At 45.3% G+C, this 14,594-nt stretch carries 14 protein-coding genes; 2 read left to right on the plus strand and 12 right to left on the minus strand.

Going from position 1 to position 14,594, the window contains the following annotated elements; genetic code table 11:
- The first annotated feature begins 1 nt into the window (after position 1).
- Entirely contained in the window at positions 2-736 is a 735-nt protein-coding gene (locus tag FG11_RS05455; protein ID WP_047533694.1) for a HisA/HisF-related TIM barrel protein, read from the plus strand.
- 41 nt (positions 737-777) lie between these two features.
- Here FG11_RS05455 and hxlB read toward each other — a convergent pair whose 3' ends face one another.
- From hxlB to tal, 3 genes are all read right to left on the minus strand, one after another.
- Positions 778-1,317: a 6-phospho-3-hexuloisomerase gene (hxlB, locus tag FG11_RS05460; RefSeq protein ID WP_020182034.1), complete on the minus strand. Its 540-nt coding sequence runs from the start codon at positions 1,315-1,317 to the stop codon at positions 778-780.
- A gap of 130 nt (positions 1,318-1,447) precedes the next feature.
- Positions 1,448-2,080, minus strand: a complete 633-nt coding sequence (hxlA, locus tag FG11_RS05465) for a 3-hexulose-6-phosphate synthase (RefSeq protein WP_020182035.1) — start codon at positions 2,078-2,080, stop codon at positions 1,448-1,450.
- A 169-nt stretch (positions 2,081-2,249) separates the two neighbouring features.
- A complete protein-coding gene (tal, locus tag FG11_RS05470; protein WP_020182036.1) occupies positions 2,250-3,200 on the minus strand; it encodes a transaldolase in 951 nt (316 codons plus the stop codon).
- A gap of 168 nt (positions 3,201-3,368) precedes the next feature.
- Between tal and FG11_RS05475 the strand changes: the two genes are divergently transcribed.
- The gene (locus FG11_RS05475) at positions 3,369-4,259 is read left to right on the plus strand and encodes a GGDEF domain-containing protein (protein WP_200884562.1); all 891 of its coding nucleotides are present in this window, start codon (positions 3,369-3,371) and stop codon (positions 4,257-4,259) included.
- Between the two features lie 18 nt (positions 4,260-4,277).
- On the opposite strand, the gene FG11_RS05480 is transcribed toward FG11_RS05475, so the two are convergent.
- The 9 genes from FG11_RS05480 to FG11_RS05520 all read right to left on the minus strand — a co-directional run bounded on the left by FG11_RS05480 (position 4,278) and on the right by FG11_RS05520 (position 14,528).
- Entirely contained in the window at positions 4,278-6,176 is a 1,899-nt protein-coding gene (locus tag FG11_RS05480; RefSeq protein ID WP_235276344.1) for a CHASE2 domain-containing protein, read from the minus strand.
- 65 nt (positions 6,177-6,241) lie between these two features.
- The gene (locus FG11_RS05485; RefSeq protein WP_052184952.1) at positions 6,242-7,876 is read right to left on the minus strand and encodes a FecR family protein; all 1,635 of its coding nucleotides are present in this window, start codon (positions 7,874-7,876) and stop codon (positions 6,242-6,244) included.
- 6 nt (positions 7,877-7,882) lie between these two features.
- Complete coding sequence (locus tag FG11_RS05490) at positions 7,883-8,566, minus strand: response regulator transcription factor (protein ID WP_020182040.1); 684 nt, start codon at positions 8,564-8,566, stop codon at positions 7,883-7,885.
- 106 nt (positions 8,567-8,672) lie between these two features.
- On the minus strand, positions 8,673-9,533 hold the full coding sequence (locus tag FG11_RS05495) for a triphosphoribosyl-dephospho-CoA synthase (protein ID WP_029647486.1): 861 nt from the start codon (positions 9,531-9,533) through the stop codon (positions 8,673-8,675).
- Between the two features lies 1 nt (position 9,534).
- Positions 9,535-10,437, minus strand: coding sequence for an ATP-grasp domain-containing protein (locus tag FG11_RS05500; protein ID WP_025224351.1), 903 nt, complete (start codon positions 10,435-10,437; stop codon positions 9,535-9,537).
- A 52-nt stretch (positions 10,438-10,489) separates the two neighbouring features.
- Complete coding sequence (gene mch, locus FG11_RS05505; protein WP_047533702.1) at positions 10,490-11,464, minus strand: methenyltetrahydromethanopterin cyclohydrolase; 975 nt, start codon at positions 11,462-11,464, stop codon at positions 10,490-10,492.
- Between the two features lie 21 nt (positions 11,465-11,485).
- The gene (locus FG11_RS05510) at positions 11,486-12,601 is read right to left on the minus strand and encodes an ATP-grasp domain-containing protein (protein WP_160277137.1); all 1,116 of its coding nucleotides are present in this window, start codon (positions 12,599-12,601) and stop codon (positions 11,486-11,488) included.
- Entirely contained in the window at positions 12,564-13,457 is an 894-nt protein-coding gene (locus FG11_RS05515; protein ID WP_020182045.1) for an NAD(P)-dependent methylenetetrahydromethanopterin dehydrogenase, read from the minus strand. Before FG11_RS05515 ends, FG11_RS05510 begins: the two co-directional genes overlap by 38 nt.
- 108 nt (positions 13,458-13,565) lie before the next feature.
- Entirely contained in the window at positions 13,566-14,528 is a 963-nt protein-coding gene (locus tag FG11_RS05520; protein WP_047533706.1) for a beta-ribofuranosylaminobenzene 5'-phosphate synthase family protein, read from the minus strand.
- Positions 14,529-14,594 lie beyond the last annotated feature (66 nt).

Consider the following 14,594-nt stretch of genomic DNA (forward strand, 5'->3'; position numbering starts at 1 on the left):
TGTGCATATTATTCCTGTGATTGATTTACTGAATGGTGTTGTTGTACACGCCAAGCAAGGGCAGCGCCATCAGTATCAACCGATTCAGTCGTCACTCACCGCCTCTACCAAGCCGCTAGATATTGTAAAGGCTTTTAGAGATATTTATCCGTTTGACACGCTCTACATTGCCGATTTAAATGCAATACAACACCTGCTGGGTACACCTAGCAATCATCGTCCCATTATTGATAATATCCTTGAGACATTCCCCGACCTAACGATTTGGATCGATGCCGGCATACAAGAAGCAAGTGATGTGCAGTCTTGGCATCATCCTAGGGTAAAGTCGATCATTGGCACAGAGAATATGCGGCAGATGGATGACTACTTGGCCATTGCACAGGGATATTCTGAGCATATTGTGCTATCGCTAGACTTTATGCCAAATGGCTACCAAGGTCCTAGCGCACTTCTGCAGCAACATCAGGATTGGCCCCAAGATGTCATTGTGATGACACTGAATCAGGTAGGCGCGCAATCGGGTGTCGATATCGCCACGCTCAACAAAGTTATCCGCTTGGCTAACAAACAGCGCATTTACGCTGCCGGTGGCGTACGCAATACGCAGGACTTGGCACAACTAAGCACCATGCTTGTCCATGGCGCCTTGATTGCCACAGCATTACATAGCCAACACATCACTGGTGCAGACCTATGTGCACTCCATAGTGTGGATGCAAAAAAGCCCGAGTAAGCTCGGGCTTTTTAATACGACAAACCGTTGATGACAAGCGATTACTCTAAGTTCGCATGAATCGCGCGCATACCTTCTTCGGTTAAATCTTTAGCAAAAATCAAATCAGCAATCGCCGCTTCGAGGAATACTAATGTTGAAAGCTCAAATTGTGAGCCCATCGGCATGCCTTTAGTGAGTGGGAAACTGCTATCGTTACCAATTTGAACTACTAAATCAGCAACATCCGCCATGGCAGATGATTTTTTCATTGAAATCACCACTAGTTTTGCGCCCACAGATTTAGCTTTTTTAACGAATGGCAATAGTGTTTCCGTGCCGCCAGAGCCAGAAACCAACACCAATAAATCGCCTGCTTTAATGGCAGGCGTCACGACTTCACCAATCATACTGACGTTATACCCTGCATGCACTAAACGCATGGCAAAAAAACGTGATACCAATAGTGAACGACCTGCGCCACCAATGAATGTACGACCAGCTTCTTCAACCAGTTTCAAAAGCTCAGCAGCTTTAGAATTGTCTGTTTCTGACAGGATGCTAGTTAATTTATTTAAAATCAATGACTGACTATTGCTCATAATATTTCCTTATTTAGTCTAGGCTTACGCGCCACAATTAGATAAAAAAGCCCGACACATTGCTGAGTCGGGCTTTTTAAAACTCACATCAATAATTGCTTATTGACACAGCGTTTAATTTAAAAGGCAATTAAGCGTGAGCGATTTTTGTGATTTCTGCAGCAGAAGCAGCAGGATCAGCAGCACCGTAGATAGCAGCACCAGCAACGATGATAGTCGCGCCTGCATCACGTACTTGAGCAGCTGTAGCAGCTTTAACGCCACCAGCAACTGAGATCTCAACACCTAAGTTCAAACCAGAAACCAATGCTAAGTCAGCAAATGGTGTTTGGCCAGCAGCTTGTTGGTCTAAACCAGTGTGCACGCCAATGATGTGTGCGCCTAATTTAGCAACTTCTTGTGTGCGTGCTTTTTTGTCAGCAACGTTGATCAGGTCAACTTGTGCTTTTTTGCCGTATTTGTTAGCAACGTCGATTACACCTTTGATTGTACCGATATCTGCAACGCCTAATACAGTCACGATGTCTGCACCAGCTTTGTAGAATGGCTCAGCTTCGTAGAAGCCAGCGTCCATTGTTTTCAAGTCAACTAAGATTTGGTTGTTTGGGAATTTAGCACGTAATGTTTCTACCAATTTGATACCGTTATGCTTAATGCATGGTGTACCGATTTCTAAGATGTCTACGTGTGGAGCAACTGTAGCTGCTAATGCAACTGTTGCGTCGAAATCTAGTGAATCTAATGCCATTTGGGTTTTAGCCATGGTTTTCTCCAAAGTTAATAAATATGTTTTTCTAAAATGCTAATTTCTAGCGAATTACAGAATTTAAGCAGGACGCTCATGTTAAGTGCCCTGCTCAATTATGTCAATGTTAAAGCAGCTTAATTACAACCATATGACCCATATGGGAATGGTTTAATTCCCGCGAAACTTATAGTTTTGCGCTTAAAGCAGCCTCTAGTTTGTTTTGATCAGCAACAAAGCCACGAATGCCTTCTGCTAATTTTTCTGTTGCCATTGGATCTTGATTTAATTCAAAACGGAACTGTTCTTCAGTCATTTTAGCTGGGGCTTCTTTTGTTTTGCCGCCATCTTTTAATACTTGTACTAAAGTACCTTCAGTCGCTGCTAAATCTTGCAATAAGTTTGGTGAAACTGTTAAGCGGTCACAACCAGCCAAAGCGATCAACTCGCCAGTATTACGGAATGAAGCGCCCATGACTACAGTTTTATATCCGTGCTCTTTGTAGTATTGGTAGATCGCGCGCACTGAAACTACACCTGGGTCTGTTTCTTGTGTGTATGTTTCACCAGTTTTAGCCTTGTACCAGTCTAAGATACGGCCAACGAATGGAGAGATTAAGAATACGCCAGCTTCTGCACATGCACGCGCTTGGCCGAAACCGAATAACAATGTGAGATTACATTGGATGCCTTCTTTTTCTAAGATTTCACCCGCTTTAATGCCCTCCCATGTAGAAGCTAATTTAATCAACACGCGGTCTTTGCTAATGCCTGATTCAGCGTAAAGGGCGATTAATTTACGGCCTTTAGCTACCATTGCATCTAGGTTGAATGACAAACGTGCGTCTACTTCTGTAGAGATACGGCCTGGTACTACTTTAGTGATTTCTGTACCGATTAACACAGCTAATTTGTCAGCCGCGTTTTCGATTTGTTGCTCTTTTGAACCGCCTTGCGCTTTTGCATAAGCAATTGCAGTCTCAATCAATGGCGCATATTCTGGGATTTGACTTGCTTTTAAAACAAGTGATGGATTGGTTGTTGCGTCCACAGGTTTAACGCTTTTGATTGCTTCCACGTCACCGGTATCGGCTACGATTGTTGTCATTGCTTTAAGTTGGTCTAATAAATTTGCCATTGCATCCTCCTAGAAAATTGCTTAACTTGATTGCGCCAAAAATTTAAGCTTAGCATTATAGCTTAATTTACCTAAGATGCATGGACAACTTACACAAGAAATAAAAGCAAATCCTAGCAGAGACAATTGAAAAACATTGTTAAGTGGCTTGTGTCGCTATAACGCACCATGAATAATGGCAACCATCATGAGAGTTTGGTGTGGTGTGTGATGTCAATCAGCGAAGACGATATTGCTAGCAATGCCCTTTCGTTACTTGGGGCCAGCAGCACTTGGGTGTTGGTGCGTCATCAATGGCTCATTGATAATATGCGTAGCATACTCACCGGCGAGCCCCCACCTCCACTTGAGCACCTCTATGAATTTGACGTGATCATCCCCAAGGATTTGAAGCTTCCGGACAATCTGATTCTCAGCTTCTTAGAAGTCAAACACACACTAGAAACTTTATGGCATAACACCGTCAAGGCTACACACCCCCTTTCAGGGAAAACCTTACTTGAGCAACTGGATCAATATCAGCTGCGTGCTCATCACTTTATGCAATCTACCAAAGAGGCTAATCAGCATTTGTGGCATGAATTCACCATGCGGGATTCGCTTACGGGCGCATGGTCAAGACTTACATTGCAGGCAAGTCTGACGCAAGAGCTTAAACGCCACAAGCGCTACCTTACACCATGTTCAATTGTGTTGTTGGATCAAAATAATTTCAAATCAATTAATGATTGCTGGGGACATGTCACTGGCGACCAAGTGTTGGCAAAAACAGCCAACATCATCGAAAACAACTTAAGAATTAATGATCAGTTATTCAGATATGGCGGTGATGAGTGGTTAGTGCTAATGCCAGCTACCACTGCAGGGATTGCCGAAGCTGCCATGCGACGTATTAGTCAATTTGTGGAATCCCATGCGTTTCAATCCCCCTCTGGCGAAGTGTTTCATGCAGGATTTAGTTATGGCATAGCTGAATCAGCAAACTTCCCTAGTGTTGATGATTGGATATCTGCGGCAGATCGTGAATTGTATTCAAAAAAGCAGCGTTTAACCGCGTAAAAGCACCGCCTACATGCATCATTCTTCCGAATGTGGCTGAAACTCAATGATAGGAATGCGCAAACTAAATGTAGTCGGCTGCTCCAAATCACTCTCCACCGCAATTGCACCCCCATGTTTTTCAATCACAGTTTTGACGAAATATAAGCCCAATCCAACGCCATCTGCAACCTCATCATTAGGCTTAATGCGCGAAAATCGCTTAAAAAGATAACGCTGCTCATCTTTAGATATCCCCGCACCATCGTTAGTTACAGAGAACAATACACTACGCTTATCAGCGTCCACCTTAAGCGCAATGCGTACCGTTGAGTCTACCGGCCCATATTTCACCGCGTTCAATATCATATTGAGCAATGCGCGATGGAGTAAGCCAAAGTTACCTAGTACCCATACCATACCATCTACCAAGACGCGGCTGAGCTCTATATCTTTCATTAAGGCCACCTCATAAGCATCATCAATAGCTTGATGCACAAGGCCAACAAAATCAATTTCATTAAACTGCGCAACATCCATCATTTCTGCGCGTGAGGCATGCAAAAAGCCTTCCGCCAAACCTAATGCTTGCGACAAAGGGCTATGTAATTGAGGCAGCATATCTGGATGCTGTTTCAGCGTCATCAGTGCACTCACAATAGGTGCACGCAAATCGTGTGAAATAAACGCCAACGTTTCTTTTCTATCGTTTTGTAAAAACCTCAACTGCTGTGAGGCAGCGCGCACTTGGTCAATGCGGGTATCAAACACATCATAATGTTCTATCGAATGCTCGGCAGTTTGCACAGGCAGCGCAATGAGGTTTTCTCGCAAATAGGCTAACTCAAAATCAAGAAACCGTTGCGCGGCCTCCAGCTTTCGCCAGCTCCATATGGGGTAAGCAATCATCAGCGCCACCAGCGCTGCTGCTGGCGGCATCCACACGCCAAAAAACTTGGGCACCATGCCAGAAATCAATGTAATCAAAATCAGAAAAAGCAATGTACATACAAAACCCGGCAAAGCAGGCAATTTTGGCATCCACAACAAAGGCATCAGGGCGACAGCTACCACAATCAATGTACTCAACCACAATGGCATAGACTGTATTAACCGGTCATCTCGAATAGAAGCGAGCACGTTGGCATGAAACTCTACACCAGCCATGGGCTGACCCCTTCCAGAAACTGGCGTAGACAGCAAATCATTCATGCCTAGTGCTGTAGCACCTACCAGCACAATTTTGTCTTTGAATAACCCGGCAGGAAACTCCCCCTTTAATACTTGCGCATACGAAATTCTAGGAAAATGTCCGGGTGGTCCAATAAAGTTAATTTTCCTCTGGTCTTTCCTCGCTAATGTAAAAGGGTTCACTTTGGGATCAAACGCTAAATCGAAGCGGTTTAGGGTGGGTTTATTTTCCGCCACATTAAGAACCGCCTGTGAAAATAGCTGCCAAGTGGGGGTACCCACGCCTTCAAACAAGTACACACTTCTTGCGATACTGTCTGCATCAAGCACTGCGTGCACGCTGCCCATATCAGCACTATGCTCAATTAAGCTTGGTAAAGGTAGTGTCTCTATGATTTGACCATTGGCACGCGTGGTTTCTAACAATACTGGCAACACCACTTTTTTAGACTGCGTAATAGCTTGTGCTAACAATGCATCTGCATCCGGAGATTGCAGCTCTTGTTCTGAGAAAACAATATCCATCCCAATCGCAGCGGGCTGCTCTGCATTGAGCCGCTGGATTAATTGCGCATGGACTGTTCTTGACCAAGGCCAGCGGCCAAGCTGAGATAGGCTATATTGGTCTATTGCAACAATAATGACATCATCCGGCAGCGCTTGCGGCAGTATCTTTTGACCAATATCGAAAACCAAGTAATCCACCCGGTCCAACACATGTGTAAGGTGAATAACGAGTGTAAGCACCAGCAGAATTAGCGCCGAGGACGCTAAATCATTAAGTTTTATATGATGAAATGTAAGCCCCAGCACTATTCCGGGTATGCATAGAATTCATAAACCGTGGCAGCACTCACCACCCCATCGCTGTCCGCATGACGGATATATAGAGTCTGCTTTCCGTACTCTTTGAGCAAGAATTGGTAGTCCGTCTCAACACCACGTTTAACCCACACATCTTTTTGCTGATTCGCATCATTGTCCAGATTAAATTGATAACTTAATCCATCCGCAGGCGGTAGCGTGTGAATGTTGACACGATTGTCAGCAACGTCTATCCAGAACTGGTGGAGATCCGGCTTGCTAGGTATAGGTCTGACGCTAAACTGCGCGACTTGATCAAACGGTCCCTGATCATCTCGCCCATCTGCTTGCATCTCTATACTTGCCACACGCCAATAATAAGTCGCTGGAGGCAATGACTGCACTGCCTGATACTCTGTGTTTTCGATGCGTCGCTGCTCAATGATGTGCTTAAAATCCACGTCTTTTGCAATGTCTAAGTGATAGGCCTGTGCATTGGCGACTGTCTTCCATTTGAATATTGGGCGCGCATCCCCAGTACGTTCACCTGCACTAGGCGAAACCAGTGCCGGCGCAAACGGCTGTGCATTCAAGGTAAAAGCATGCACACTCTCGTAACCTGCAATACCGTATGCATCACGTGCGTGCACACTCAGATAGTAATGACCATCAGGGATATCTTCAAACACTAGCTGAGGCTTGGCTGATGTGAATTCCGCCGTCAATTGATTGATTGTGACATCGGTCGCCACTTTACCTTGCCAAGACACTGCCGCAGCTTGATCTGGCATATCGAACACCACGGGTAAATGGGTAAATTGTGAGTTAAGGCTAGTGGTATCTACAGCAGAAAGCAGCATGGTGGGTGGCATCGGTGGCTTGCCTTTTTCTGCCTGACTACCAAACCCTGCATTCACGATGACTTCATTATCTGCTGCTTGCAAACTCACTTGACCTGCCAGCGTAGCTTGCAGGGTATGCGTGTCATCTGCATCCACGCGAAACTTCGTCCCACGTACAGCGGCGACTGCGCTAGGCGTGATAATTTGCATGGCATTGCCTTTGATATGTTTGGGATTAGCGACCGTTTCGGCCTGACCTTGCTGCAAACGCAGCTTAGTATCCACCATTGCGCCTCCACTATACAAGCTCATCGTATCTAATACCAACTTTGCATTGGATGCAAGGCTTGTCAGCGTGCCATCGGCAAACTGAAGCGTCACTTTACTGTTGTCTTTGGTGATAAGGGTCGCTCCAGGACCTAGCGCTTGGCCTAGCCGTAACGGAACTAATGTTGGCGGATTAGGTGCTTGCGCGCCCAGCTGCAAAAACACTTGACCACTGACCTGCACTGCCTGCGCTGAAGCTGGCACTTGTTTAACCAAAGTGAGTGGCACTTGTAAAATAAATCCAATAGGGATGCGATAAGGATCTTTAATATGATTAAGCCGCTGGAGCTTTATCCAATCATTAGGATTGATTAAATGTGCACGGGAAAAATGAATAAGATTATCGCCAGGATGCATGGCGTAACGCCATATCATATCGTTCTCAGCAGCATGCACACTCAGTGTTGAAAATGCATATAAGGCAATCAGTATTGAATGTGCAGCAGTCTTGTTTAAACCAGCTGATTCTTTCATAAAGAATTAATCCAACCGTTCTAAGCGATAACCTTGGTGATACACAGAGATCAAACGCCAACCAAAAGGTGGCAACAATTTCAGTTTACTACGCAAATGACTTACATGTACATCAATCGTACGGGTGTCGATATCTGGCGAGGAAGCCCAAACGACCTTGGTCAAGTGTGACCTAGACAATAGAACACCCATCTGGCTAAAAAAATACAGTGCCAAATCTGTTTCTTTTTCAGTAAGCTTGATAGGATCGCCTTCAATCTCGAACTTGCGTTTGTCAAAATCCACTTTTAAACCACCGTAAACACTGGTGTCTCGTGATGATAGCCTGGCATGATGGCGACGATACAGCGCGTTGATTCTGGCGAGCAATACTTTGGGGTTAGGTGGCTTAACAATGTAATCATCAGCGCCGGACTCAATCACAGAAACGACGTCCTCTTCTGAATCACGACACGTTAAAAATACTACTGGTGGGTAATTACCTTTTATTTTTAAACTGGCCAACACTTCGGTACCTGCCATATCTGGCACTTCCCAATCCAAAATCGCAACATCGTATTTTGCACCGTTGAGTGCTTTTAAGCATTCACGACCAGAAGGAAAATAATCAACATCATGTCCATCGCTTTGCAAAATCGCAGTGATTTCACTGGCAAATGTTTGATCATCTTCTAAAAATGCTATTTTCATTCAATCACCTATCAAGATTAACGCGGGGCGCATTTTTACATAATTATATGGACGAACTGAATAGACAAATTGTTAAATTTCGTTAAGCGCTTTAGTACCTCAGCTTTCACGCAACAACTAAGCTGTGATGTAGAAATAACGTAGCCACCGTTAAATCCGCACTAGTACCCGGGTTAATGCCTTGGTTTTTCAAATCACGGTCAAACGCTCTCAATGTTGGGAGATAAAGTTTAGGATTTTCTTGATTTAAAAAAGCCAGATAATGCTCACGTGCTTCTTTTTGCAACTGATCCGCCACCTCCAAGCCATATTTACGCGCAACATGACTATCGGTGTGATGCGCAAGCCAATACAAATAAACGGCTGTCGTAGCCCATGCTGGGCGGTCCCATCTCACTAGTGCTTGCTGATAGTGTGGCAACCCTTCGTGCAATATAGGGTAAAACTGATTGGCATATTGCAGCGCAATGTGATCTCTCAGTGCCGCTGCTTGCATCGCCTCTAACAAGGTGCATTGCGCTGATTCATGAATATCATGCTGTGCACTCTGCCCCAACCCACCGGGATTCGCCAATTGAATAGCGTCGAATGCCCATTGTGCGTCTTCAATGGTCGTATGCGCCAATACATCGGTTAGTGCAGCCTCAAAAGGCTCCGCCTGACTGTGTAGCGCAGCCTGTATCAATGGTGCACACAACAAAATAATGCCTAAATTGGTATTGCAGCCCACGGCTTGATGCGTTGCCGCAACAGATTCGTAGATACGCTGACCCAGCGAGAAAGATGGATTTGCAATCACATTTGCAGATACTTCTGCACTGGTGATAAATTGCTCAACGACCATGCCGTGTCCATCAGCAAAAATATGCACATTACCGGGCTTCAGCGCTTCCAGTTCAGCCATGCATGCATTCTGATACACCTTTGCAAGCCGTTGTGCAATGATGTGTTTAGGGTCGCTTACCATATCATCCGTTTGATTTATTTGATTTATCGATTAAGTCGTCTACCAATGTTTGCGCAATATCCACAGTGCATACACTTTGTAGACCACGCCATGCAGGAATGCTATTTACTTCTAGCACCCATAATTGATCATCCGCATCTCGGATAATATCCACTCCGCAGTAATCAATGTCAACGGCTAGCGCAGCACGCTCTGCCAACGCCTGAATCTCGTCATCTTCTACTAATAAACATTGGGCGCCACGTGCGACATTATGCAGCCAACCCTCGCCGCTCCGCCGCATAGTAGCAACTGCTTTATTATTGACGACAAACACGCGGTAATCATAATTATAAGCACCTGTATTCACCATTTGCTGTAAATAATACACGCCATCCACAAACATATCGCGTGGCAATGGCAGCGCATCCTGCTGCGTCACTAGGCGCACGCCTTGGCCCTGGGAGCCAAATAGCGGCTTGATAACTAACGAGGTATGCAGTTCTAGCTGGGCTGAGATAATATCGTGTGCCTGCTGCCTAGATTCACATACCCAGGTAGCGGGCGTTGGGATGCCGTGATGTTTCAACAAAAAACTGGTCATGCCTTTGTCTACGGTACGCTCAATCGCTTTCGCATCGTTATATATATAGGTGCCTTGCATGCGCAAAATATGCAATATATTCAAACGTGTAATGACTTGCTGCAACGTGCCGGCGGCTATGCCGCGAATAAAAGCGAAACTTGGTTGTACTGGAAAATGTGGGATGTGTATGCTTGCTTGTTGCCCAGACAAATCAATCATACAGTCTTGCAACTCTACAAACACAGCTTCTACGCCACGCGCGGCAAATGCATTGCTAAGCGCAACGCCATGCCAGCCACCCTGCTGGGCGGCTTCGTCCGTAATAATGGGGATTCTCATTTAGAACAAATTACTTTAACTAATAAATTTAAACTATTGATTTATAATATTTTTAGTTAAAAGACTGCTCTAACAACGCTTCGTTAAATTGCCCAGCAAAATAGCTATGGCCTGTGTCTAAATTAGTCACTGCTACTTTGGCTGGCGAGAACAATAATGGATCAATTTTATAAAAATCCATATTCACTGCTTTAAATACTTCAGCAAACGGGCGGCCGTAATCTTTAGATGAACTGCTTGGCAATGATTTTGCTAACGCTTCTGCCGCCTCATCTGTGCATTTCACATACAAATGTACAAATCCACCAAACAATATCGCATCATTGGTTCTACCCATGCCAGTTAAAAAGTCCGGAGAAGGCGCAGGAATTGGCGCAACACCATATCCATCCACTAATTGATGCAATGGAAAATGCACTGTATGCAATTTGTGTAAAGCCACTTCCAATATGCGCGCGGTAATTTGCACCGTCCCCGCCAGGCTTCTGGTAGGCGTTAAAATAAAAGTTAATTCATTTGCCGGAATTTGCGTGTCTCTGGCCACTTTTTCAATGACTTCTTTAGGTGGAATTTTGTCTGTTTCCAGCACCAAGACCGTTTTTTTAGCTGCATCCTGATATTGAATCTCAGAAAAAATCTCTTCACGTTGCGCCAGCGCACGTGCAGGCCCGCTACCTAACGAGAAAAATTTCTCATGGGAGAGTGCCCAGCCCGCATACTGACTGCCTAAGCAAGCCACTACGGGGCTCATCGCATGCACTTTCACGCTGAGTGGCCAGTTGGCAAAAGTAGTGTTGTTTTGCAAAGTAACTTGCCCAAGCCCACCCATGCAGATCTCCGCCACAAGCCGCCCAGCCTCTAAACCGCCTTTTGCTTGAATGCCTGCATCAATCAGCGTAGCACCTGTCTCGTGTTTGGACACTATCACCTGCAAAGCATCTGCTTGTGCGATCATCCGCTCAACTATTGGTAATGTGAGCGCATGAATACTCATTTTTGATGGATTTGTATTGTTTTGATTTTGCATCGGAACCCCCGTTTTACTATCTTAAATAATGCCAGCTCTGGCTTGTACCAAATGCTTAGCTTCTTGTACATTATCTGCCGATGACGTCACCGTACAGATAGGCATACCAATCTCAAAATACTGTGATTGGCCAGGAATATCACTCACCCACTCCGGCCAAATTTTATCTTTAGCAATCTGTACTGGTTGATGCGCATACACAATATGGTGCGCTTTAGACTGTGTGCTCAATACCAGTGTCGGCATGGCCTCAATACCAAATGCACTAACATGCGATGCCATCAATGTGCCTTTCTCTGGTGCATACAAATCCACGGTTGCACTTAGGCGTGGATTGATTTCCAGCATCACCAATTGTTCGCCATCGACCACCGCATCTACACTGTTCAAACCTTTAAGGTTGAATTGCTTACTGGCTAGCGAGACAAACCGCTTAAAGGTTTCAACCAAATGTGCACTTAAAATAATTTGACTGACCGCCCCACCATACTTAAAAGGCGTATGCTTATCTGCATCTACCCATTGTTCATTCATGCCAATCACTTGTACATCTTGTTCACTGGCTAAGAATAGACAAGAAACCGGTGTGCCGATTTGCATTTGTTGAAAATATTGATTAGATTTCAACGGTGCTTGATAGGCGCTAGCCCATTGGATATGCGCACCACCACTCCCGCCAACCTCTTTCACCAGCCAATCATCTAGCACGCAGGGTTGATTCATTGAAATAGCTGGCGTTAAAAACTGATTCGCATGGCAAAACGCAGCAAATATTTCGGGGTGCTTACTTGCTTTTATAGTATCTGCAGAATTGCCTAATAAACGGAAGCGTTGACTGATGCTAGCTAGAAGATCAGGCTGCGCTTCAAACCCTGCGCCATAGCAAACACCAAAGACATCTGCAGAATCTATTGCATCTAATGCACGCAATAAAGCTTGTGCGTCAAACCGATGGCCAGTGCAGGCCACCTGAATACATTGCTTGGCCATGGCTTGCGTGTCTTGATCGACAAACGCATCCACAGCAATCACATCAAATCCGGCATCCTTTGCAGCTTTTACGTATGGCCGGCTAGATATTGCAACAATAACGAGCGTTTTATTTGGCATTGGCGCAAGCAAAGTCGTAGGCATCATGATAATCAATATGCATGGGCACATCACTGCTGAGCATGCGTTGTAACAACTTGTGTTGTGTTACATATTTAAGCTGACCAATGGCTAAGGCGCCGAAGCCTGCAATCGCAGTACCTGCAATCACATCTCCATTCGCCATCACATCCACACCTTCTATCGCAGAAGGCGGCACTGCGTTTACGTCTGCCACTACTTTCAAGCTGGAAGATTTTGCGAAATGATCTAGGCCTAACACACGTACACCTGCCGGTGTTGCGCACAAAGCAACACTGGCTTGCGCCAACGCTGTTTTTTTGGCGGCATCGCTACTGCCATCCGCTACAGTTAATTGCACGTCATAACGTTGCTGCATGTTATCCACATAGGCTTGCATGCTGGCTGTGTCTGCATGTGCCATCATCATAATTTTTGCGCCTTGGCGCGCAGCAATCAGTGCGGCGGTAGAGCCAACCGTGCCGCTCGCACCAAAAATCGCAATGGTTTGCTGGCCTAATGTTTGCTGGCTCTTTTGTAAATGCGCGTCTACTTTTGCCAACATTGCCGCAGCTGTTGTAAATGCGCCGGAAGGATCTGAAAACGTAGACATTTCAAACGGTTTAAACATAGCGCTTCTGGCCGCTTTTTGCATATCGAGTGCTAAGTGAATATCGCGTCCGCCGAAAAAAAATGCTTCTTGTTTAATCCCACTTGGGCTTCTAGAGAAAATCGCATCTTGCGTCAGCGCAACCACTTCATTCAACAGCACATTGGTATAAGGCATGATCTTTTCGTACCCGGCATCAAACGCCATATTGACATCAAACGGGCTTGCATTTTTGGCTGCTGTCACAAGGTGTAATATGCTGATTTTATTCATAATTCGTCTTCTTATATAAAGTAATCGAAAAAATTTATTAATATTGTATTTCTAATCATGCACTTTAACCGCAACACAACGCAACCAAAGCCATGATTAACCTAGCAATTAGCCTTTATTTCTAATATTAATCTGCGCACCGTGATTGTTTGCCGTACATATTTTCCATCGTAACGACATATCACTAAAGCGAGCCTGTAGGCGAGACAAATGCATTTGTGCTTCTTGTTGGTTAGCAAATACAGCAAAGCCTGTCGGCCCCCAAGAGCTTTGCCCAGCGCAGTGAATACCATGCGCCAACAAATCACCCAAGACCGCAGTCACTTGCTTGCTCGCGTAGCGCCCTCCTTGCACTGGCGCAAAATAATCACCATTGTAAGCCTGCAATGCCGATACAGCTTTACCAAACGTGGCTAAATCCTGCTCCACAAGCGCCGGTAATGCTTGCATCAGTAATTGGTGGCTTAATTGCTGCGTGTTTGGTAAGGCATGATCCGCCAATCGCTTGAACGCCTGCAACTCCTCGTCGCCATGCACGCCTGTGTGTTGGTCATCGAATATCAACAAAATACGCCATACTTCTGGAAACGCATGCTGCGCAATAATAGGCGGTACGACTGTATGAGAATTGCTACCTGCATCCAGTACAACACCACCCGTAGCAAATGTACCGATGCCAATCCCAGAGCGCGCACCGCGTCCAATTAAGCCGGCAATATCGCGTAAAGGTAAATTTACGTTAAATAATGTACTGATTGCGGTACCAATCGCCAGTGCCATTTGCGTCCCAGAACCCAAGCCGGCATGACGAGGTATTTGCTCAATCACCCGGACATGTACAGGCGTATGTATCCCGGTATGCTGTAACAACAGTTGCTTGGTACGTTCAATATAGCTAGGCGCTGCCTCACCTTCACCGATAGATACTTCGACACGCGTATGCGGTGCTTGCAGGCTCACGCCCATGCTGCCAAAGCGGCGCCCTATCGACCCGTTAAGATCAAAAAACCCCATATGCAACCTAGCGGTGGTGATCACTTCAACGGAATGCGGTAATGAATTTGATTTCATGATGCTCTAACAAATAAGGGTTAATTCTTGAGTGAATCGCACTATACCAAGATTTCATCAATGGTT

This window comes from Methylotenera sp. N17 (assembly GCF_000799155.1).
Lineage (GTDB): Bacteria > Pseudomonadota > Gammaproteobacteria > Burkholderiales > Methylophilaceae > Methylophilus.

What these genes read in the sequence shown, in the direction of transcription:
- hxlB (WP_020182034.1), bottom strand. Translation starts at nt 1,317, where the DNA reads ATGAGCAATAGTCAGTCATTGATTTTAAATAAATTAACTAGCATCCTG.
- hxlA (WP_020182035.1), bottom strand. Translation starts at nt 2,080, where the DNA reads ATGGCTAAAACCCAAATGGCATTAGATTCACTAGATTTCGACGCAACA.
- tal (WP_020182036.1), bottom strand. Translation starts at nt 3,200, where the DNA reads ATGGCAAATTTATTAGACCAACTTAAAGCAATGACAACAATCGTAGCC.
- FG11_RS05475 (WP_200884562.1), top strand. Translation starts at nt 3,369, where the DNA reads ATGAATAATGGCAACCATCATGAGAGTTTGGTGTGGTGTGTGATGTCA.
- FG11_RS05485 (WP_052184952.1), bottom strand. Translation starts at nt 7,876, where the DNA reads ATGAAAGAATCAGCTGGTTTAAACAAGACTGCTGCACATTCAATACTG.
- FG11_RS05490 (WP_020182040.1), bottom strand. Translation starts at nt 8,566, where the DNA reads ATGAAAATAGCATTTTTAGAAGATGATCAAACATTTGCCAGTGAAATC.
- FG11_RS05495 (WP_029647486.1), bottom strand. Translation starts at nt 9,533, where the DNA reads ATGGTAAGCGACCCTAAACACATCATTGCACAACGGCTTGCAAAGGTG.
- FG11_RS05500 (WP_025224351.1), bottom strand. Translation starts at nt 10,437, where the DNA reads ATGAGAATCCCCATTATTACGGACGAAGCCGCCCAGCAGGGTGGCTGG.
- mch (WP_047533702.1), bottom strand. Translation starts at nt 11,464, where the DNA reads ATGCAAAATCAAAACAATACAAATCCATCAAAAATGAGTATTCATGCG.
- FG11_RS05510 (WP_160277137.1), bottom strand. Translation starts at nt 12,601, where the DNA reads ATGATGCCTACGACTTTGCTTGCGCCAATGCCAAATAAAACGCTCGTT.
- FG11_RS05515 (WP_020182045.1), bottom strand. Translation starts at nt 13,457, where the DNA reads ATGAATAAAATCAGCATATTACACCTTGTGACAGCAGCCAAAAATGCA.
- FG11_RS05520 (WP_047533706.1), bottom strand. Translation starts at nt 14,528, where the DNA reads ATGAAATCAAATTCATTACCGCATTCCGTTGAAGTGATCACCACCGCT.